This window comes from Kitasatospora sp. NPDC101447 (assembly GCF_044767225.1).
In the GTDB taxonomy this organism is placed as follows: Bacteria; Actinomycetota; Actinomycetes; order Streptomycetales; family Streptomycetaceae; genus Kitasatospora.
In genome coordinates this window covers 25,598-46,028 of record NZ_JBIWNL010000012.1, presented here as the reverse complement: position 1 = coordinate 46,028, position 20,431 = coordinate 25,598, and the positions used below count along the sequence as shown (strand labels likewise).

General features: G+C 73.7%; 18 protein-coding genes. 5 read left to right on the top strand and 13 right to left on the bottom strand.

The genetic code is table 11. The features are described 5' to 3' along the window. Positions 1–39 precede the first annotated feature (39 nt). A complete protein-coding gene (locus ACIRST_RS18865; RefSeq protein ID WP_350520012.1) occupies positions 40–720 on the top strand; it encodes a PH domain-containing protein in 681 nt (226 codons plus the stop codon). 92 nt (positions 721–812) lie between these two features. Here the strand turns inward: ACIRST_RS18865 and ACIRST_RS18860 are convergent, their stop codons facing one another. From ACIRST_RS18860 to ACIRST_RS18835, 6 genes are all read right to left on the bottom strand, one after another. Further along, positions 813–2,531, bottom strand: a complete 1,719-nt coding sequence (locus tag ACIRST_RS18860) for a phospho-sugar mutase (RefSeq protein ID WP_350520013.1) — start codon at positions 2,529–2,531, stop codon at positions 813–815. A gap of 161 nt (positions 2,532–2,692) precedes the next feature. Further along, entirely contained in the window at positions 2,693–3,514 is an 822-nt protein-coding gene (locus tag ACIRST_RS18855; protein WP_350520014.1) for a purine-nucleoside phosphorylase, read from the bottom strand. A 142-nt stretch (positions 3,515–3,656) separates the two neighbouring features. Beyond that, positions 3,657–4,754, bottom strand: coding sequence for an NlpC/P60 family protein (locus ACIRST_RS18850; protein ID WP_350520015.1), 1,098 nt, complete (start codon positions 4,752–4,754; stop codon positions 3,657–3,659). Between the two features lie 17 nt (positions 4,755–4,771). Beyond that, entirely contained in the window at positions 4,772–5,254 is a 483-nt protein-coding gene (locus ACIRST_RS18845; RefSeq protein ID WP_189916166.1) for a poly-gamma-glutamate biosynthesis protein PgsC/CapC, read from the bottom strand. Beyond that, entirely contained in the window at positions 5,251–6,708 is a 1,458-nt protein-coding gene (pgsB, locus tag ACIRST_RS18840) for a poly-gamma-glutamate synthase PgsB (RefSeq protein ID WP_402803178.1), read from the bottom strand. Before pgsB ends, ACIRST_RS18845 begins: the two co-directional genes overlap by 4 nt. A gap of 21 nt (positions 6,709–6,729) precedes the next feature. Then, positions 6,730–8,955 carry a cache domain-containing protein gene (locus ACIRST_RS18835; RefSeq protein WP_402803177.1) on the bottom strand — a complete coding sequence of 742 codons (2,226 nt, stop codon included), beginning with the start codon at positions 8,953–8,955 and terminating at the stop codon, positions 6,730–6,732. A 224-nt stretch (positions 8,956–9,179) separates the two neighbouring features. On the opposite strand from ACIRST_RS18835, the gene ACIRST_RS18830 reads away from it, so the two are divergent. Beyond that, on the top strand, positions 9,180–10,142 hold the full coding sequence (locus ACIRST_RS18830) for a hypothetical protein (protein WP_402803176.1): 963 nt from the start codon (positions 9,180–9,182) through the stop codon (positions 10,140–10,142). A 51-nt stretch (positions 10,143–10,193) separates the two neighbouring features. Here the strand turns inward: ACIRST_RS18830 and ACIRST_RS18825 are convergent, their stop codons facing one another. Then, entirely contained in the window at positions 10,194–10,631 is a 438-nt protein-coding gene (locus ACIRST_RS18825) for a gamma-glutamylcyclotransferase (RefSeq protein ID WP_189916169.1), read from the bottom strand. Positions 10,632–10,729: 98 nt separating this feature from the next. Here ACIRST_RS18825 and ACIRST_RS18820 point away from each other — a divergent pair, with 98 nt between their 5' ends. Together ACIRST_RS18820 and ACIRST_RS18815 are read left to right on the top strand one after the other, a co-directional pair. After that, entirely contained in the window at positions 10,730–12,184 is a 1,455-nt protein-coding gene (locus ACIRST_RS18820; protein ID WP_350520019.1) for an NAD(P)H-quinone dehydrogenase, read from the top strand. A 237-nt stretch (positions 12,185–12,421) separates the two neighbouring features. Beyond that, positions 12,422–13,378 (top strand): DeoR/GlpR family DNA-binding transcription regulator, encoded by a 957-nt coding sequence (locus tag ACIRST_RS18815; RefSeq protein ID WP_402803237.1) that lies wholly within the window; start codon positions 12,422–12,424, stop codon positions 13,376–13,378. 102 nt (positions 13,379–13,480) lie between these two features. On the opposite strand, the gene ACIRST_RS18810 is transcribed toward ACIRST_RS18815, so the two are convergent. The 6 genes from ACIRST_RS18810 to ACIRST_RS18785 all read right to left on the bottom strand — a co-directional run bounded on the left by ACIRST_RS18810 (position 13,481) and on the right by ACIRST_RS18785 (position 19,183). Further along, positions 13,481–15,256: a biotin carboxylase N-terminal domain-containing protein gene (locus ACIRST_RS18810; protein ID WP_350520021.1), complete on the bottom strand. Its 1,776-nt coding sequence runs from the start codon at positions 15,254–15,256 to the stop codon at positions 13,481–13,483. A 236-nt stretch (positions 15,257–15,492) separates the two neighbouring features. Continuing rightward, positions 15,493–16,245 (bottom strand): hypothetical protein, encoded by a 753-nt coding sequence (locus ACIRST_RS18805; protein ID WP_350520022.1) that lies wholly within the window; start codon positions 16,243–16,245, stop codon positions 15,493–15,495. A 64-nt stretch (positions 16,246–16,309) separates the two neighbouring features. Next, on the bottom strand, positions 16,310–16,912 hold the full coding sequence (locus ACIRST_RS18800; RefSeq protein ID WP_350520023.1) for a nucleoside triphosphate pyrophosphatase: 603 nt from the start codon (positions 16,910–16,912) through the stop codon (positions 16,310–16,312). Between the two features lie 48 nt (positions 16,913–16,960). Beyond that, positions 16,961–17,101, bottom strand: a complete 141-nt coding sequence (gene mmpB / locus ACIRST_RS18795; protein ID WP_350520024.1) for a morphogenic membrane protein MmpB — start codon at positions 17,099–17,101, stop codon at positions 16,961–16,963. Between the two features lie 241 nt (positions 17,102–17,342). Further along, positions 17,343–17,564: an acyl-CoA carboxylase subunit epsilon gene (locus ACIRST_RS18790; RefSeq protein WP_350520025.1), complete on the bottom strand. Its 222-nt coding sequence runs from the start codon at positions 17,562–17,564 to the stop codon at positions 17,343–17,345. A 29-nt stretch (positions 17,565–17,593) separates the two neighbouring features. Continuing rightward, a complete protein-coding gene (locus ACIRST_RS18785) occupies positions 17,594–19,183 on the bottom strand; it encodes an acyl-CoA carboxylase subunit beta (protein ID WP_350520026.1) in 1,590 nt (529 codons plus the stop codon). A 242-nt stretch (positions 19,184–19,425) separates the two neighbouring features. On the opposite strand from ACIRST_RS18785, the gene ACIRST_RS18780 reads away from it, so the two are divergent. Continuing rightward, a complete protein-coding gene (locus ACIRST_RS18780; protein WP_350520027.1) occupies positions 19,426–20,319 on the top strand; it encodes a biotin--[acetyl-CoA-carboxylase] ligase in 894 nt (297 codons plus the stop codon). Positions 20,320–20,431 lie beyond the last annotated feature (112 nt).

Genomic DNA, 20,431 nt, shown 5'->3' with positions numbered 1-20,431 from the left:
GAGACCTCGGCGCACGGGGCATGGGGCAGAATCGACGCCATGACCGATTCCGACGGTACGCCCCACCGGGGCCCGGCCGCCCCCGACGGGGAACCCGAGTACGCGGACCGCGTGTACCGCTCCGTCCCCGGCGTGATCTCCGGCGTGTTCCTGCTCGCCCTCGCCACCTGGCTGATCGGCGACGCGGCGGTGACCGGTACCGGGAAGACCCCGTACGTCGCCCTCGCCGCCCTCCCGGTGTTCGCCTTCCCGGTGATCGCCTACACGCTGCGCCCGGTGGTGCGCGCGTCGAGCAGCCGGCTGGTGGTGCGCAACCCGTGGCGGACCATCACCGCGCCGTGGGCCTCGGTGGACGCGCTGCGCGCCGGGTACTCGGTCGAACTGCTCGCGGGCGACAAGAAGTACCAGGTCTGGGCGGTGCCGGTGTCGCTGCGCCAGCGCAAGCGCGCGAACCGCGCCCAGAGCCGCAGCAACGCCGAGCACGCCTCCCGGACCGGACTGGGGATGGGCCTCGCGAGCCGGACCAACCCGGTCGTCCAGGGCTCCCCGGACCCCACCCGCGCCTGGTCCGACCAGGTGACCGACGTGCTGACCCAGATGGCCGAGCGCAACGCCCGCCGGCCCGAGGCCGCCGGCCCGATCGAGGTGCGCTGGTGCTGGTGGGTGATCGCCCCCGCCCTGGTCGGCCTGGTGGCGCTGGTCGCGGTCATCGCGGCCTGAGCCCGCACCCCCGCGCGGCCAGAGCCCGCACCCCCGTACGACGACGGGCCCGCCGGTCGGTCGACCGGTGGGCCCGTTCGCGTGTGCCGCGATCAGATGCCGGCGGCTGCGGCGAGGTCCTGCTTGATGCCGGCGAGCAGGCCGGCGGCGCGCTCCCGGGTGGCCGCGAGGTCGGCGGCCGAGCCGACCGGGAGGACGACCTCCAGGTAGCACTTGATCTTGGGCTCGGTGCCGGAGGGGCGGACCACGATGCGGGCCGAGCGGACGGCCTCGCCCGCCAGGTAGTAGCGCAGGCCGTCGGTGGGCGGCAGCTCGGCCGAGCCGGCCGCGAGGTCGTCGGCGCGGGTGACGGTCAGGCCGGCCAGGACGGTCGGCGGCTGCTCGCGCAGGCGGCGCATGGCGTCGGCGATCAGCGAGAGGTCCTGGACCCGCACGGACAGCTGGTCGGTGGCGTGCAGGCCGTGCTCCAGCGCCAGGTCGTCCAGCAGGTCGGACAGGGTGCGGCCGGACTTCTTGAGGGTGGCGGCGAGCTCGGCGACCAGCAGGGCGGCGGTGATGCCGTCCTTGTCGCGGACGCCCTGCGGGTCGACGCAGTAGCCGAGCGCCTCCTCGTAGCCGTAGCGCAGGCCCTCGGCGCGGGAGATCCACTTGAAGCCGGTCAGCGTCTCGGCGTAGCCCAGACCCGCCGCCTCGGCGATCCGGCCGAGCAGCGTGGCGGAGACGATGGTGGTGGCGAAGGTGCCCTCGGCCTTCTTCGCGACCAGGGCCGAGCCGAGGAGCGCGCCGACCTCGTCGCCGCGCAGCATCCGCCAGCCGACGGCGTCGCTGCCGCTGCCGGCCGCGTTGCCGTTGGTGGGCACGGCCACCGCGCAGCGGTCGGCGTCCGGGTCGTTGGCGATCACGATGTCCGGGCCGACCGAGGCGGCGGTGCGGAAGGCGAGGTCCATCGCCCCCGGCTCCTCCGGGTTGGGGAAGACCACGGTCGGGAAGTCCGGGTCGGGCTCGGCCTGCTCGGCGACGACGGTGGGCGCGGGGAAGCCGGCCTGCCGGAAGGCGGCGACCAGGGTGTCGCGGCCGACGCCGTGCATCGGGGTGTAGACGACGTCCAGATCGCGCGGGCTGTGCGGGTCCACGATGGACACGGCGCGGGCCAGGTAGGCCTCGACGACGTCCTCGCCGAGCACCTCCCAGCCGTCCTCGGCGCGCGGGACGTCGTCCAGCGAGCCGATCGCGTCGATCTCGGCGGCGATCCCGGCGTCGGCCGGCGGGACGATCTGAGAGCCGTCGCCCAGGTAGACCTTGTAGCCGTTGTCCTGCGGCGGGTTGTGGCTGGCCGTGACGGTGACGCCGGCGGCCGCGCCCAGGTGGCGGACGGCGAACGCGAGGACCGGGGTCGGCAGCGGGCGCGGCAGCAGCGCGGCGCGCAGGCCGGCGCCGACCACCACGGCGGCGGTGTCGCGGGCGAAGTCGTACGACTTGTGGCGGGCGTCGTAGCCGATGACGACGAGGTCGCCCAGGCCCTGCTGCTTGACGTAGGAGACCAGGCCGGCGGCGGCCCGGATCACCACGGCGCGGTTCATCCGCATCGGGCCGGCACCGAGTTCGCCGCGCAGGCCGGCGGTGCCGAACTGGAGGCGGTCGGCGAAGCGCTCGGCCAGCTCCGCCCAGGCGAGCTTGCTGTCCGACTCGGCCTCCGGGCCCTCGGCGCGGGCCAGCAGCGCGCCGAGCTCCTCGCGGGTCTGCGGGTCGGGGTCCTCGGCCAGCCAGGTCCGGGCCCGGGCGAGGAGGTCGGTGGTGGGTGCCTGCGTCATAGTGCCTGCTCCATCGGGAAGTGCGTCGGTGTGTCGGCCGGATGGTTCCGCGCGAAGGGAGAAGAGGTGTGCACATGCGGACGGGGCCCGCAGGCGGGTGTGATCAGCGGATCACGACCGCCTGCGGGCCCCGTCACTCATGATTCTGCGCCTGGTGGGCGTCAGATCCGCTCAAGGACCTTCGCCAGCAGCTCGCCCATGCGCTCGGCGGAGGCCTTGCCGGCCTCCAGCACCTCTTCGTGGTTGAGCGGCTCGCCGGTCATGCCGGCGGCCAGGTTGGTGACCAGGGAGATGCCGAGCACCTCGGAGCCGGCCTCGCGGGCGGCGATGGCCTCCAGCGTGGTGGACATGCCGACCAGCTCGCCGCCGATCACCCGGGCCATGTTGACCTCGGCCGGGGTCTCGTAGTGCGGGCCGCGGAACTGGACGTAGACGGCCTCGTCCAGCGTCGGGTCGACCTCGCGGCACAGCGTGCGCAGGCGCTTGGAGTACAGGTCCGTCAGGTCGACGAAGTTGGCGCCGACGATCGGGGAGTCCGCGGTCAGGTTGATGTGGTCGCTGATCAGGACCGGCTGACCCGGGGTCCAGCCCTGGCGCAGGCCGCCGCAGCCGTTGGTCAGCACGATGATGCCGCAGCCGGCCGCGGCGGCGGTGCGCACGCCGTGGACGACGGTGGCCACGCCGTGGCCCTCGTAGTAGTGGTTGCGGCCGAGGAAGATCAGGGCGCGCTTGTCGCCGATCTTCACCGAGCGGATCTTGCCGGCGTGGCCGGCGACGGCGGGCGCGGGGAAGCCGGGCAGGTCGGTGACCGGGAACTCGGCCACGGTCTCGCCCAGGGCGTCGGCGGCCGGCACCCAGCCGGAGCCCATCACCAGGGCGACGTCGTGCCGCTCGGCACCGGTCAGCTCGCGCAGGCGCTCGGCGGCGGCCTGGGCGGCGGCATAGGGGTCGGTGGAGACGACCGACTGAGGAGAAGCGTTCACGGGTCCGAGGATAGACGGGAATCGACTACGCGCGTAGAAAATCCGGCGCGGCATGCCGGATCGTTACCCGGTTGACCCGAAAGCACAGCTGGGTGGGGCTGTCCGGGTGACGCCCCTTGTCGATTTCCACACACACGGCCGATCAGAGCCGCTTCGCGCTGCGCAGCCCCTTCGCGTACATGCCGTTGTCGTCCAGCCGTGCCGTGCCGCCCTTGTCGCCGAAGGTCGGGCCGTCCGCCTCCTCCCGGCTGGAGATGTACCGGGGGTGGCCGTCGGTGTCCAGGCCCAGGTAGATGCCGGTGTGGTCGAGGCGAGCGCCGGTGCGGGCGTCGATCTCGAAGAACACCAGGTCGCCGGGTTGCAGCGGGTCGATCGAGGCCGGGCGCAGAGTGGTCTCCGAACCGGCGGCGGTGGTCAGCGGGATCACCGGGACACCGGGGCCGAGCCGGGCCAGGCCGTTGGCGGTGCGCGGCAGGCCCGGTCCGGCCGCGTCCTTGGAGAGCAGCGGGTAGCCGGAGCGGTAGCCGTAGACCATCCGGACGAAGCCCGAGCAGTCGAAGGAGCCGTAGCGGGTCTTGTCGGGCTGCCGGGTGACCTTGTCGGCGAACGTGTACGGCACACCGAGGTAGTCGAAGAAGTCGGTCTGCTCCAGCCGCAGGTCGTTGCCGACCGAACCGTTGGGGTTGAGCGGGCCGAAGGAGGCGTCGCCCTTGAAGCGCACGCCCTTGGCGTCCTTCTCGGCCGGCGCCCCGGCGACGTACTGGCCGGCCGCGGCCAGGACGTCGTCGGCGGTGGAGCCGAGCGCCTGCTGGAACCAGGTGCGGAACCAGGCCTCCTGCTCGGCACCCTGCTTCCAGGCCTGCGGCATCAGGCGGACCCAGCTGTCCGTCACCACGGTCGCGGCGGTGGTGCCCGGCTCGGCGAAGGTGCGGCTGGGGCCGGCCAGGACGGCGGTGCGGGCGCTGTCGGTCAGCGTGGCGACCACGCCGCCGCGGGCGTCCCGGACCACCGTGCGGTCCGGGCCGGCCAGCCGCTCGTAGCGGTACTGGGCGGGGGCGGCGGCCCTGGCGGTGCCGGCGTCCACGGTGGGGGACGGCACGGCGGCGGTGATCAGCGGCGCGTTGCTGCCGGCCGCCGGCTGCCGGTCGCGGTCCCGCAACTGGACGGTGAGGTAGCCGCTGGCGGCCAGCAGCGTCACGGCGAGGCCGCCGCTGAGCAGGGACTTGCGGGTCACTGGCATGGGGGTTCCCGTCAGGATCAGGTGCCGGGCAGGGCGCCGAGCAGGACGCCGGCGGTGAGGACGACGTAGTTGGCGAGCGTCACCGTGCTGGTGGCCATCAGGGTGGCCGCCCGGGGCTGGCGGACCAGCTGGTAGGCGATCAGGCCGGGGACGATGAAGCCGAGCGTCTGGTTGGCGTACAGGGTGGGCAGCTCGCGCTGCAGGACCAGCATCACGGTGGCCTGCAGCAGCACGCCGATCAGCACCACGGCGGCGAACAGCCGCTTGCCGTACAGGATCACCAGCTTCTGGACGACCCGGATGGCGAGGTAGGTCAGCACCGTCACGCCGATCACGATGGCCACCCGCTGGAGGGACTCGACCAGGGTGAGGGCCAGCCAGCCGGGGGTGATCATGCCGCCGGGGGAGAGGTTGGTGGTCAGGTAGCAGACCAGGGAGAAGACCAGGCCGAGCGCGATGCCGATGGCGGCGATCTCGGGGGTGAGCTCGGTGGGGATCACTGCTGGTCTCCGTAGGGGGCGGTGGTGCGGTGGTGGGTGTCGTACCAGGAGTCGGGGAGCGGTTCGGGGCGGTAGACCGGCTCGGTGCGCGGGGCCGGGGCCGGGTAGGCGTGCCAGTCGGCGTACGGGTCCGGGTCGGCGTACTGGCCTTGGTAGTGGTGCTGGTACGGGTACGGGTCGGCCTCGTACGCGGGCTCGGGGTAGTCCGGCTCCGGGTAGAGCGGTTCGGGCTCGTGGTACGCGTACTCCGGGGTCTCCGGCGCGTCCGGGGCCGCGTCGGCGTCGAGCCGGGCGAGCTCCTCCAGGAACAGCTCGCCCTGGCCGTGGATGTTGCCGACCGCCACCAGCGAGGAGTCCGGCCCGAGTTCGGCCAGCAGCTCGGCGGTGAGCCGCTCCGGGTCCCGCTTGTCGCCGCCGAGGTCGACGACGCGGCCCGACCAGCCGGCCGGGATCCCGTCGCGGGCGCTCTTGGTGGGGTGGCCGATCAGGAAGACCGTGTCCGGGTCGAGGTCCGGGACGATCTGGCCCATCTGGCCGTTGCGCTCGACCCGGTCCGGGCGGCAGTTGATCACCACGTTGAGCGGGCGGTGGATCGCGCCGAGGTCCTCCAGCTGGCGGACGTTCATCAGCGTGGACTCGGGGTCGTTGGCGGCGAAGACGTTGGCGAAGCGCAGCCGCTTGCCGTCCGCCGTGCGGTAGCGCTCGACCGACAGCACGCCCGGGTCCGGCGGGGCCGCCCACATGCCCTGCAGCGCGGTCTGCCGTTCCACGCCGAGGAGTTCGGCGACGGCGAGGGCGATCGCCACGTTCTCCTTGAAGGTGAACCAGCTGAACCCGCGCAGCTCCTCGTCGGTGACCGTCTCCGGGTCCACCACGATCAGCCGGCAGTCCCGCTTGGCCGCCTCCTCGCGCAGGATGTGCACGCGCTCCTGCTCGGCGGTGACGCACACCCCGCCGACCGGCATCGAGCGGGAGAGCGAGCGCGCGACGTCGTCCAGGGTCGGGCCCATCTCGGCCAGGTGGTCCTCGCGGACGTTGCACAGCACGCCGATGGTGGAACGGATCAGCTTGGTCTGGTTGACCTCCTGGAGCGCAGGCATGACGGCCATGCACTCGATCACCAGGGCGTCCGGCCGGTAGGTGGCGGCGCGTCGGACGATGCCGATCTGCTCCACCACGTTGGCGATGCCGAACTTGCGGTAGACCGGCTCCTCGGTGGCGTCCGGGTGGATGAACCGGGCCGCGGTGCCGGTGGTCTTGGCGACCGTCACCAGCCCGCCGCCGCGCAGCGCGCCCGCGCACAGGCGGGTGATCGAGCTCTTGCCGCGGATGCCGTTGACCAGGACCCGGGTCGGGATCTGCTCCAGCGCGGTGAAGTGCCGGCGCTGCTCGACGATGCCGGCCACCAGCAGCACGGCGCAGCACACCAGCAGCACGACGTAGAGGAAGAGCACGGGAGGTCCTTCGGGCGGGGCTCAGCGAGCGGTTGCGGGGGTGCGGCGGACGGCGCGCTCGGCGAGTTCGGCGCGCACCAGTTCCTGGCGGATCAGCTCCAGGCTGCGGGCGACGGCGCCGACCTCGTCGTGGTGGACGGGGTAGAGCACGGTGCGGCGGTCCCCGGCGGCCAGCGCCTCGGCGCTCGCGGCGAGGCGGCGCAGCGGCAGGCCGACGGCGATGTACAGCCAGCCGAGGCAGAGCGCGGCGGCGGCCAGGCCGAGCATGCCGGCCAGGATCGCCCGCCGGTCGGCCCGGTTCTGGTCGAGGTGCAGCCAGGCCACCGGGTTGGCGGTGACGACGGACCAGCCGAGCTTGGCGACGCTGCCGTTGCCGCCGAGCGGGGCGGCGGCGAGCAGGGCCGGGTCGCCGCCGTCGCGGAGCACGTCGGCGGCGGCGGACTTCTTGGCGCCGTCGAGGATCGTCCGGCCGCGGCCGTCGGGCAGCTCGCCGAAGGAGCTGTAGCCCTCGTTGGCGGCGAGCACCCGCTGCCGGTCGTCGACCAGCCAGACCCGGCCGAGGCCGGGGCGGACCAGCAGGCCGCTGAGGAAGTCGGTCTTGAACTCGCCGACCAGGACGGGGCCCTTGGGCTCGGGTGCGCCCTCCGTCTCGGCGTCGGCCGGGGCGGCGGTGAGGGCCGCGCGGGCGGCGATCCGGGGCTCCTTGCCGGAGCTGTTGAGCAGCAGCACGCCGCTCGGGCCGAGGGCCTGCGGACCGGTGCGGTGCGGGGTCTCGCCGGCGTGGGCGAGGAGTTCGCCGTTCGCGCCGAGGACGTAGAGCGAGCGGTAGCGGTCGTGCTCGGCGAGGGTGTCGCGCAGCTGGGTCTCGGCCTTGCCGACGGACGCCTCGGTGAGCGAGGGGGCGATCGAACGCAGGTCCGCGTAGCCCTCGTTGAGCGCCTGGCGGATCCGGTCGGCGGCGGTGTCGGTGCGGTCGCGCTGACCGGCCACGACCTGGGTGGGCACCCGTACGGTCGGGTCGTTGCCGCCGAGGAACAGCAGCGGGCCGGACCAGCCGAGCACCAGGACGGCGCAGAGCGCGAGCGGCAGCGCGGTGCCGGGGCGGCGCCCGCGGGCGGGGGCGTCGGCCGGCGGGCGGGCCGGGTCCAGGAGCTGGAGCCGAAGCTCCTCCAGGGCGCGGGCGATCCGGCCGGCCTCGCCCCGCTTCGGGCCGCGGACCGGCTGCTCCAGCCGGTCGCCGCGGGTGAGCCGGCGGGACTCCAGGAACAGGCCCAGCAGCGGGCGCTGGAGGCTGCGGTTCAGGTACCAGGCGAGCAGCAGGGCCAGGACGATCAGGGCGCCGGCGGCGGCCAGGCCGAGCATGGGGTGGCGCAGGTTGCCGGGCTTGCCGTCGACGGTGCTGGTGGACACCACGGTCAGGCCGAGCGGGGTGGCCGGGTCGTGCCCGTCGGGGGTGGCGACGGCGGCCCAGCCGGCGACCCGGCGCTCGCCCTTGGCGTCCGGGCTGCCGGCCAGGCTGCCGGAGGCCGTCTCGCCGGGGGCCGGGTGCTGGCGGGCGGCGCGCTCGCGGGCGGCGGTGACCAGCTTGCGGTCGCCGTCCGCGGTGAGCGCCGCGCCGGTGGTGTCCAGGACGGCGCCGCCGGCGTCGAGGACCTGGATGGTCTGTTCCTTGCGGGTGGCGATGCCGGGCAGTCGCAGGTTGTCGGAGGCGACCAGCAGGGCGCGTCCGTCGGCCTTGGTGGCGACCAGCGCGAAGGTGAGCAGCCGGGTGCCGGCGGTGGAGGGCACCAGGACGGGCGCGGGCGCCGTGTCGGTGACCTTGGTGAGGTCCAGGCCGGCCAGCGGGACGGTCTCGCCGCGGGCGGCCAGCAGCCGACCGGTGTCGGGGCGGACCACCACCGTGCCGCGCCACTTGTGGTACGCCTGGCCGAGTGCGGTCAGCACGGCGGCGGGCTCGGCGGGCGTGCTCTCGTACCGGGTGGCGGCCCGGCGCAGGTCGGTGGCGCTCTCGTGCAGTCCGGCCCGCAGCGAGGCGGCGGTGTCCTCGGCGGCGTACTGGTGGGACTCGCGGACGGCCTGCGGGGTGTCGTCGACGCGCAGTCCGCCGACGGCCAGGGCGGTGATCGCGGCGACCGCGAGCAGCAGGACCAGCAGCAGCACGATGGGCGGGCGGATGCCCCCGAGCAGCGGCATGTCGGCCCGGCGGCGGTAGCGGTGCTGCCGCGGCGGGTTGGGTGCCGTGCTCACGAGGGGCCTCGTTCTCCTCCGGCTCGCCGTGCCGGCTCCGGGAGGCGGCGGCAGGCCTTCCCGGTCAAGCAATGATCAAGAACAGGTCAAGCCGAACCAGCGTACGAAGCGGTTCACCGAAACCTGTCACATATCGGTGTCGATCCGGTGCCGCTTGGGTGTCGATCCGGCCGGTCCCGGCGTGGATCATGGCCGCGGTGGCGGGCACGGTAGGTTCGTCCGCCATGGAGACTCGGGGTTCGCGACGCTCACTGCTGCTGCCGGCGGCAGTGCTGCTGGTACTGGCGGTGCTCGCGGGGGTGCTGACCCTCGTCGCGCGTGGCGAGGCCGGGCAGCCGCGGGCGGTCCGGTCGGGGCCCTCCGGCCCGGCGCCGGTCGACCTGGCGGCCCGGGTGGACGAGTACACCGCCGAGTTCACCTCGGACGGTCCGTACACCGCGCCGGACGCGGCACAGCGCCGCGCGGTGGCCGACGGCGTGCTCGGCGAGCTGGACGGCCAGTCCGAGCAGGCCGGCCGGGCGCTGGCCCGGGTCGGCTACCGGCTCACCGAGTTCACCGAGGCCGCGACCGGCCACCGGGTGGCCGAGATCGCCGACGGCACCGCGGACGGGACCCGCGGCTGGGGCCGGATCTACCTGGACCTCTCGGCCCGGCCGAACTGGACGGTGCAAGTGCCCCACCCGGTGTCGGACGCCCGGACCGAGGCGCTCGGCGTGGAGCTGTTCCGGGCCGCGCCGGGCGGTGTGCTGGTGCTCGCCGGGGCGCACCGCCGGGCCGGGGCGGACGGCTCCTCGGACGTCGCGCACCGCTCCGACACCGTCTTCGCCGCCGTGGTCGAGGCGCTCACCGGCCGCGGGCTGCCCGGCATCCAGGTGCACGGCTTCGACGAGGGCAGCCTGCCCGGCCAGGACGCGGTGGTCTCCAGCGGCGCCGGGCAGGCCGGACCGGCCGCCGAGCTCACCGCCGCCGGGCTGGGCCGGGCCGGGTACGCGGTCTGCCGGGCCTGGCGGGACAAGTGCGGGCAGCTGGAGGGCACCACCAATGTCGAGGGCCGGTTCGCGTCCGGCGTCGGGGTGCCGTGGCTGCACGTCGAGCTGGGCAACGGGCTGCGCACCGAGCCGGCCCGCCGCGCGGCGGTGGCCGGGGTGCTGGCCGAGACCGTGCGCAGCTGGGGCGCGAAGCCCTGACGGACCCCCAGCAGTTCTGTGGGGCCCCTCTTCGGACCCTCGACCGCGGCTCTAACAGGGGCGGCGGCGCAGGTCCATGACGTAGTCGTGCGGGGCGCCGGCGCTCTCGGCGGCGTCGGCGATCAGGCCGAGGTAGCGGGCCGCGGGCAGTCCGCCCTCGTAGTCGTTGAGCACGTACGTCCAGACCGGGATGGAGCCGTCCAGGGTCTGCGCGCGCAGCTTGATCTTGCGGTAGATGCCGAGCTGGACGCCCTCCCAGCGGTCCAGGCCGTCCTCGTCCATCGGCGAGACGTCGTACAGCGAGACGAAGACCTGGTCCTTCTCGTCCTCGACGACGGTGGCCAGCGAGCCCTCCCAACCGAGCTGCTCGCCGCCGAAGGTGAGCCGCCAGCCGTCCAGCCACCCCGTGCCGCGCAGCGGGGAGTGCGGGGCTCGGCGGGTCATCTGCCGGGCATCGAGGTTGGTGGCATACGCGGCGTAAAGGGGCATGGGGGCCAGCGTAGCCGGGGCGGCGCCCGGACCGGGCTACTGGACGAAGGTACGGAAGCCCGGACCCCGGCGTGGCGGCGCTCCCGGCGTGCGGGACAATGGTGAGCGTGACTCGGATCGTGATCATCGGTGGCGGACCCGGCGGCTACGAGGCGGCTCTGGTCGCCGCACAGCTCGGCGCGGAGGTGACCGTCGTCGACCGCGACGGTCTGGGCGGATCGGCGGTGCTCACGGACTGCGTTCCGTCGAAGACGCTGATCGCGACCGCGGAGGTGATGACCACCTTCGACAGCTCGTACGAGGAACTCGGCATCATCGTCGCCGACGACACGCCCCCCAACGAGCAGGCCGCCAGGGTCGTCGGCGTGGACCTGGGCAAGGTCAACCGCCGTGTGAAGCGCCTGGCGATCGCGCAGTCCCACGACATCACCCAGTCCGTCACCCGGGCCGGCGTCACCGTGCTGCGCGGCCGCGGCCGGCTCGGCACCGGCGGGCAGGCCGTGGACGGCTCCCGCGAGGTCCTGGTGGACGCGCCCGACGGCACCGTGCACTCGCTGCGCGCCGACGCCGTGCTGATCGCCACCGGCGCCCACCCGCGCGAGCTGCCGGACGCCCAGCCGGACGGCGAGCGGATCCTGACCTGGACCCAGGTGTACGACCTGGAGGAGCTGCCCCGCGAGCTGATCGTGGTCGGCTCCGGTGTGACCGGCGCCGAGTTCGCCGGTGCGTACCAGGCGCTCGGCTCCAAGGTCACCCTGGTCTCCAGCCGCGACCGCGTGCTTCCGGGCGAGGACCCCGACGCCGCCGAGGTGCTGGAGGACGTCTTCCGCCGCCGCGGCATGAACGTGATGGGCCGTTCGCGGGCCGAGAGCGTCAAGCGGATCGGCGACCGGGTCGAGGTGACCCTGGCCGACGGCAAGGTGATCGAGGGCTCGCACTGCCTGATGGCGGTCGGCTCGATCCCCAACACCGCCGAGATGGGCCTGGAGGAGGCCGGGGTCAAGCTCAACGACTGGGGCCAGATCCAGGTCGACCGGGTCTCCCGCACCACCGCGCCCGGCGTCTACGCGGCCGGCGACTGCACCGGCGTCTTCATGCTCGCCTCGGTGGCGGCCATGCAGGGCCGGATCGCCATGTACCACGCGCTCGGTGACGCGGTGCAGCCGCTGAACCTCAAGACCGTGGCCTCCAACGTCTTCACCGACCCGGAGATCGCCACCGTCGGCTACACCGCGGCCGACGTGGAGTGCGGCAAGATGGACGCCGTCGTGGTCAAGCTCCCGCTGCGCGGCAACCCGCGGGCGAAGATGCAGGGCATCCGGGACGGCTTCGTGAAGCTGTTCTGCCGTCCGGGCACCGGCATCGTGGTCGGCGGTGTGGTCGTCGCCCCGCGCGCCAGCGAGCTGATCCACCCGATCTCGCTCGCGGTGGACGCCAATCTGACGGTCGAACAGGTGGCCAGCGCCTTCACCGTCTACCCGTCCGTCTCCGGCTCGACCGCCGAGGCCGCCCGGCAGCTGCACATCCGCAAGCGGGCCGACGGCGAATCCTGAGCGTCCGGCGCACAGTTGAGGGGCGGTCGCCGATCGGCGCCCCCCCCTCGCGCATGACCGACCGTCACCCGGACGGCGGGCGCAGTCCCGGGCTATTGACGGCGCGTATTGTACGGTCACGCGCCGCTCGTGCGCGAGCAATTCCCGCTACTAGCTGCAAACGCCTGAAAGCAGACGGTCACGCAGGTTACCGTCGGTTCTGTGTTTGCTGCAGAACGTCGCCAGTTGATCCTCGAAATGGTGCGCGCCAACGGAGCCGTCTCGCTCCGGGAGTTGGCCCGCGTCGTCCAGACCTCCGAAGTGACCGTGCGCCGTGACGTGCGGGCGCTGGAGGCAGAAGGGCTCCTCGACCGCCGGCACGGCGGCGCGGTGCTCCCCGGCGGCTTCAGCCGCGAACCCGGCTACCCGCAGAAGACCCACCTGTCCGCGGCGGAGAAGAGCGCCATCGCGGACCTCGCCGCCGGCCTGGTGGAGGAGGGCGACGCGGTCGTGGTGGGGGCCGGCACCACCACCCAGGAGCTGGCCCGCCGCCTGGCGCGGGTGCCCGGTCTGACGGTGGTCACCAACTCGCTGCTGGTCGCCCAGGCGCTGGCGCACGCCAACCGGGTCGAGGTGGTGATGACCGGCGGCACCCTGCGCGGCTCCAACTACGCCCTGGTGGGCAGTGGTGCCGAGCAGTCGCTGCAGGGGCTGCGGGTCACCAAGGCCTTCATCTCCGGCAGCGGGCTGACCGCCGACCGGGGGCTGTCGACCGCGAACATGCTGTCCGCGAGCGTGGACCGGGCCATGGTGCTGGCGGCCGCCGAGGTCATCGTCCTCGCCGACCACACCAAGCTCGGCGCGGCCGGCATGTTCCAGACCGTCGCCACCGAGACGATCACCCGCCTGGTCACCGACGAGCAGGCCACCGCGGACGACGGCACCGCCCGCGAACTGGACGCGCTCGCCGACTGCGGGGTGCAGATCGACCTCGCACCGATCGGGGCGGCCCCGAGCGGCGACGCCCCGGTGCACGGCACCGGCAGCGGCCCAGTCCACCAGACCCAGCCCGGCCCGATGGCCCGCCGCGCCGGCCCGCCGCCCGGCGGCGCCCCGCTGCCCGGCCAGCGCCGCCCCGGTGCCCACGGCGGCCCGGTCGGCCCCGGCGGGATGCCGGTCCGGCTGGCCGAAATGGGCCTGCCGCGCGGGCGCTGAGCGGCCCGGCCGGGCCGCGTACGGAAAGCGACCGGTCCGCACACCCCGAGGGGCGTACGGACCGGTCGTCGCCCGACAGGGCGGGTAAGACCTCGATCAGGGTCAGTCCTTGATCTCGCAGAGCGCGGCGCCGCTGCTGACGCTCGCGCCCACCTCGGCCTTGAGGCCGACGACGGTGCCCGCCTTGTGGGCGTTCAGCGGCTGCTCCATCTTCATCGCCTCCAGGACCACGATCAGCTCGCCCTCGGCGACGACCTGGCCCTCCTCCACGGCGACCTTGACGATGGTGCCCTGCATCGGCGAGGCGAGGGTGTCACCGCTGACGGCCGAACCGGCCTTCTTGGCGCCCACCCGGCGCTTGGCCTTGGCGGCACCCGCCGCACCGGCCGCCGGGGCCGTCGAGACGCCCAGCGAGGACGGCAGCGAGACCTCGATCCGCTTGCCGCCGACCTCGACCACGACGGTCTCGCGGCCCTCGGCCTCCTCGCCCTCGCCGGGCGCACCGGCGAACGGCGGGATGGTGTTCTCGAACTCGGTCTCGATCCACCGGGTGAAGATCTTGAACGGCTCGTCGCTGCCGTGCACCTCGGGCGCGAACGCCGGGTCGGTGACGACCGCCTGGTGGAACGGGATGGCGGTGGCCATGCCCTCCACCTTGAACTCGGTCAGCGCGCGGCGGGCCCGCTCCAGGGCCTGCTTGCGGTCGCGGCCGGTGACGATCAGCTTGGCCAGCAGGGAGTCCCAGGCCGGGCCGATGACCGAGCCGGTCTCCACGCCGGAGTCCAGGCGCACGCCCGGGCCGGACGGCGGGGCGAACAGCGTCACGGTGCCGGGCGCGGGCAGGAAGTTGCGCCCCGGGTCCTCGCCGTTGATGCGGAACTCGAAGGAGTGGCCGCGCACCTCCGGGTCGCCGTAGCCGAGCTCCTCGCCGTCGGCGATCCGGAACATCTCGCGGACCAGGTCGAGGCCGGTGACCTCCTCGGTGACCGGGTGCTCGACCTGCAGACGGGTGTTGACCTCCAGGAAGGAGATCGTTCCGTCCAGCGCGACCAGGAACTCGCAGGTCCCGGCGCCCTCGTAGCCGGCCTCCTTCAGGATGGCCTTGGACGCCCGGTACAGCTCGGCGTTCTGCTCGGGGGTCAGGAACGGCGCGGGCGCCTCCTCGACCAGCTTCTGGTGGCGGCGCTGCAGCGAGCAGTCACGGGTGGAGACGACCACCACGTTGCCGTGCTTGTCGGCGAGGCACTGGGTCTCGACGTGCCGCGGGTTGTCCAGGTAGCGCTCGACGAAGCACTCGCCGCGACCGAAGGCGGCGACCGCCTCGCGCACGGCGGACTCGTACAGCTCCGGGATCTCCTCCAGGGTGCGGGCGACCTTGAGGCCGCGACCGCCGCCGCCGAAGGCCGCCTTGATGGCGACCGGCAGGCCGTGCTCCCGGGCGAAGTCGACGACCTCGTCGGCGCCCGAGACCGGGTCCGGCGTACCGGCGACCAGCGGGGCACCGGCGCGCTGCGCCACGTGCCGGGCGGTCACCTTGTCGCCGAGGTCGCGGATGGCCTGCGGCGGCGGGCCGATCCAGATCAGACCCGCGTCGAGGACGGCCTGGGCGAAGTCGGCGTTCTCCGACAGGAACCCGTAGCCGGGGTGGACGGCGTCGGCGCCGGAGTCGGCGGCCGCCTTCAGGACCTTGGCGATGTCCAGGTAGCTGGTAGCGGGGGTGTCACCGCCCAGCGCGTAAGCCTCGTCGGCCGCGCGGACGTGCAGCGCATCCCGGTCCGGCTCGGCGTAGACGGCGACGCTGGCGATACCGGCGTCCGAGCAGGCCCGGGCGACGCGGACTGCGATTTCCCCGCGGTTGGCGATGAGCACCTTGCGCACTGTGGCTCCCTTCTTGAACCTCGATGAGTTTATGGATTCCTGGGCAGTACCGGCGAGTAGCCCCGGGTTGTGAACTATCCCACACGCTCGGTGATGGGTTTCGCCCCCCGGATACCGGCCGGTACGGAGACTCCGCAGGTCGCGCCGGGTGGGGCCGGAGCGCCGGGGGCCACGGGGGGTGACGGGGCTGCGGCGTGGCGGGACGGTGGCATGGGCCACACTCTCGCCCGGACCGCTCAAGCGACGCCTGAGCGGGCGGCGGGCCGCTGGACCGCCTGGGCCGTCACGTCCGCCGCGAGCTCCACCACGTCCGGACCGTACGCCTTGGGGTTGACGACCCGCAGGACGAGGGCGAAGGTGCCGGTCTCGCCGTACCGCCGGGCGAGCCGGCGGTGGTTGGCGACCAGGTAGCGCACGGCGGCGTGGTTGGAGACCGCGGTCTGCCCGGACACCAGGAAGGCGGGCCGGCCGTCGGGCGAAGGGTGCAGCCGCGCGAGCAGGGCGAAGGCCTGGCCACCGGAGGGCGCGGACCCGGGCTCGTACCGGTACTCCTCGCCACCCACCGCGAGCGACAGCTCCGGGGCGCTACCGCCCACGTCCGTGAAGGTCACCCCGGGCAGCCAGGAGGCCAGGTGCGCCGCCGTCCGGTCGTTGCTGGACGGTCCGCCGAGGCAGAACTCGGCCTTGTGGCCCAGCCCCTGGCGGACGTCCTCGTGGCCGACGAGGTCGGCGTGGGCCCCGCACTCCTTGACCAGCGAGGCCAACTCCATGAGGGCGAACACGTCGTTGCGCGACACGCTCTTGCCACTGGCCGAGGCGGTGTGCCGGTTCACCACCAGCAGGCACTCGCCCCCGGGCGGCATTCCGAAGAACGCGCGGATCCGCTCCAGCCGCCGTCTCCGCCGCAGGTTCTGGGCGAGCCAGCCCAGCCCGGCGCTGATGGCACTGGCCACCAGTCCGAGCACCACGTTGAGCACGCTGTCGGTCATCGCCGCGTTCCCTCCCCGTCCGGACGGCGGTCAGCTTAGAGGTCCGACGGCCGGATGCGGCAGGTCAGTTGGTCCACAGATCGATGATCCGGACGTCGAGGTCGGCGAGCAGGCGGCGCAGCAGCGGCAGCGAGAGGCCGATGACGTTGCCCGGGTCGCCGTCGATGCCCTCGACGAAGGGCGCCGAGCGGCCGTCCAGGGTGAACGCCCCGGCCACGTGCAGCGGCTCGCCGGAGGCCACGTAGGCGGCGATCTCGTCGTCGTCCGGGGTGCCGAAGCGGACGGTGGTGGAGGCGGTGGCCGAGGACTGCCGGCCGGTGACGGTGTCGATCACGCAGTGGCCGGTGCGCAGCACCCCGGCGCGGCCGCGCATCGACTGCCAGCGGGCCACCGCCTCGGCGGCGTCGGCGGGCTTGCCGAGGGCCCGGCCGTCCAGCTCCAGGACGGAGTCGCAGCCGATCACCAGCTCGCCGCCGGCGAGGTCGGCGGCGACGGCCTTCGCCTTGGCCTCGGCCAGGACGAGCGCGAGCTCGGCGGGCGAGGCGGCGCTGATCGCGTCCTCGTCGACGCCGCTGACCACCACGCGCGGGTCGAGACCCGCCTGGCGCAGCAGCCCGAGGCGGGCGGGGGAGGCGGAGGCGAGGACGAGGGTGCGCTGGTCGGTCATGGCCACCAGCGTAGGGGGTGCCGCTCCGGGGGTGCCGGTGTCCGCCGTTCAGGTGAACAGTCGGGCGATCATGATCAGGACGGAGCCCACCAGCACGATGGCGGCGAGCACCCTGCCGGCCCGCTGCATCCGTTCCTGCATTCGACGGGCCTCGGGCGAGGGCTCGTCACGGGGGTCTGACCAGAGCACCCGTCCAGAGTGCGCCGCGCCGGGCCCGGACGCCTGAGTATCCGTACTCAGGTTGACGGCCGTCCGGGCGCGTCCGCCGCCCGGACGCGCCTCGCGCTCCGGCGTGCGCGCGGCCCCGGTGCGCCTGCTGCCCCCGGCGCGCCCCTCCGCCCCGGCGCGCCGGGGGTGGACGGACGGTCGACGACGGCGGAGCAGGACGTCGGACGGGCCGACTTCCTGCTCCGCGTGCGGTCGGTTCGGCTCAGTGCGCCCAGCCCGACGTCCGCCAGGCGTTGACGCCCGGGCGGAGGGCGGGGCGGAGCAGGCGCGAGCGGTCGTTCCAGGGGGAGGCCGGGCCGGCGCCGGCCTGACGCGCCGCCTCGGCGGCGGCCTGCGCGGCGGCGGCCCGGGCCTGGACCACCGCCAGGACGGTGGCCAGCTCCTCGGGGGTCGGCTGCCCGTGCAGCACGTGGATCGGGGACATGGCTGGTTCTCTCCCGACAGGGATGGGGCCTACAGGGGGATGTTGCCGTGCTTCTTCGGCGGCAGCACCTCGCGCTTGCCGCGCAGCGCCCGCAGGCCCCGGACGATGTGCCGGCGCGTCTCGCTCGGCGCGATGACCGCGTCGACGTAGCCGCGCTCGGCCGCCAGGTACGGGTTCAGCAGGGTGTCCTCGTACGAGGCGATCAGCTCGGCCCGCTTCTCCTCGACGTTCCCGGCCGCCTCGGCCTCGGCGATCTCCCGGCGGTGCAGGATGTTGACCGCGCCCTGCGCGCCCATGACGGCGATCTGGGCGGTCGGCCAGGCCAGGTTGAGGTCGGCGCCCAGGTGCTTGGAGCCCATGACGTCGTAGGCGCCGCCGAAGGCCTTGCGGGTGATCACGGTGATCAGCGGGACGGTGGCCTCGGCGTAGGCGTAGATCAGCTTGGCGCCGCGGCGGATGATGCCGTCCCACTCCTGCTCGGTGCCGGGCAGGAAGCCGGGCACGTCCACGAAGGTCAGCACCGGGATGTTGAACGAGTCGCAGGTGCGGATGAAGCGGGCGGCCTTCTCGCTGGCGTTGATGTCCAGGCAGCCGGCCAGGTCCATCGGCTGGTTGCCGACGATGCCGACCGACTGGCCCTCGACCCGGCCGAAGCCGGTGATGATGTTGCCGGCGTACAGCGGCTGGGTCTCCAGGAACTCGCCGTCGTCGACGATGTGCTCGATGACCTTGCGCATGTCGTACGGCTGGTTCGCCGAGTCCGGCACGATCGTGTCGAGTTCGAGGTCCTCGTCGGTGACCGACAGGTCGGCCTGCTCGGCGTAGGACGGCGGGTCGCTCAGGTTGTTGGAGGGCAGGTACGAGAGCAGGCTCTTGACGTACTCGACCGCCTCCTTCTCGTCCGCGGCCAGGTAGTGCGCGTTGCCGGACTTGGTGTTGTGGGTGCGCGCGCCGCCCAGCTCCTCCATGCCCACGTCCTCGCCGGTGACGGTCTTGATCACGTCCGGGCCGGTGATGAACATGTGCGAGGTCTTGTCGGCCATCACCACGAAGTCGGTGATCGCGGGGGAGTACACCGCGCCGCCGGCGCAGGGGCCCATGATCAGCGAGATCTGCGGGATGACGCCCGAGGCGTGCACGTTGCGGCGGAAGATCTCGCCGTACAGGCCGAGCGAGACCACGCCCTCCTGGATCCGGGCGCCGCCGGAGTCGTTGATGCCGATGACCGGGCAGCCGGTCTTCAGCGCGAAGTCCATCACCTTGACGATCTTCTCGCCGAAGACCTCGCCGAGGGAACCGCCGAAGACGGTGAAGTCCTGGGCGAAGACCGCGACCTGGCGGCCGTCGACGGTGCCGTAGCCGGTCACCACGCCGTCGCCGTACGGGCGGTTCCTCTCCTGGCCGAAGTTGGTCGAGCGGTGCCGGGCGAATTCGTCGAACTCCACGAAGGAGTCCTCGTCCAGCAGCTCCACGACCCGCTCGCGGGCGGTCAGCTTGCCCTTGGCGTGCTGCTTCTCCACGGCCTTGGCCGAGCCGGAGTGCACCGCCTCGTCGAGCCTGCGCCGCAGGTCGGCGAGCTTGCCGGCGGTCGTGTGGGGGTCGTACGGCGCCTCGGTCATCCGGTGGCTCTCCCTGATCCATGGCCGCGACCTGTTCGAGTGCGCGCGGACCGGGTGGATGGGGCCCGCGCATGAGGGCAGGGCGGCGCTACGAACTACCGCTGGGTAGCGTAGCCAGCGCGGAGGGCGATTCGGCACGTCCTGGCGTTATGGCCATCGACACAGTTTTGTTGACGGCCGTTCTGCGGGACGATGGGGCGGCCTACGCCCCCCGGCTGCGCTCACGCCCTAGGGTTTCCCGCATGAACGCCTCCGACACCCCCCGCCGCAGCGGACTGCGCGGCTTCGGCCACACCGGACCGTCGCCGTGGACCGACCTGGACCGTCCGCCGCTCGACGAGGAGGCGCTGCGCCACGACCTGCTCGTGCCGGGCGGGCTCTGGACCTCCCTGGACGTCGTCACCGAGACCGGCTCCACCAACAGCGACCTCGCCGCCCGGGCCAAGGCCGGCGCGGCCCAGGGTGCGGTGCTGGTGGCCGAGGCGCAGAGCGCCGCGCGCGGCCGGCTGGACCGGCAGTGGACCGCCCCGGCCCGCTCCGGGCTGTTCCTGTCCGTCCTGCTGCGCCCCGAGGAGGTGCCGGTCGAGCGCTACGGCTGGCTGCCGATCCTGGTCGGGGTGGCCGCGGCCAGCACGCTCGGCCGGATCGCCGAGGTCGAGGTCGGGCTGAAGTGGCCCAACGACCTGCAGGTGGAGATCGACGGCGCGGAGCGCAAGGTCGGCGGCATCCTCACCGAGCTGGCCGGCGGCGCCGTGGTGGTCGGCCTCGGCCTCAACGTCTCGCTGCGCGCCGAGGAGCTGCCCGTCCCCACCGCCGCCTCGCTCGCGCTGGCCGGCGCCGCCACCACCGACCGCGGCACCCTGCTGCGGGCCCTGCTGCGCGAACTCGCCGAGCTGTACCGCGAGTGGACGGCCGCCGCCGGCGACCCGCACGCCAGCGACCTGCTGCGCGCCTACGTGGACCGCTGCACCACGCTCGGCCGCCAGGTGAAGGTCCACCTGCCCGGCGACACCGAGCTGGTCGGCGAGGCGGTGGCGGTGGACGGCGACGGGCGGCTGGTGGTTCGTACGCCCGACGGCGCACGCCGGGCGGTCGGCGCGGGCGACGTCGTCCACGTGCGCCCCGAGCCCCGCTGAACGGCAGTCTTCACCTCTCCTTGACCCGGGCTGATGCCCCGGATCCGGCGATTCCGTGCGAACATTCCACCTGGCAGCGGTGTGAGGCGCGCCACTGCCCGCCTGGGTGGCG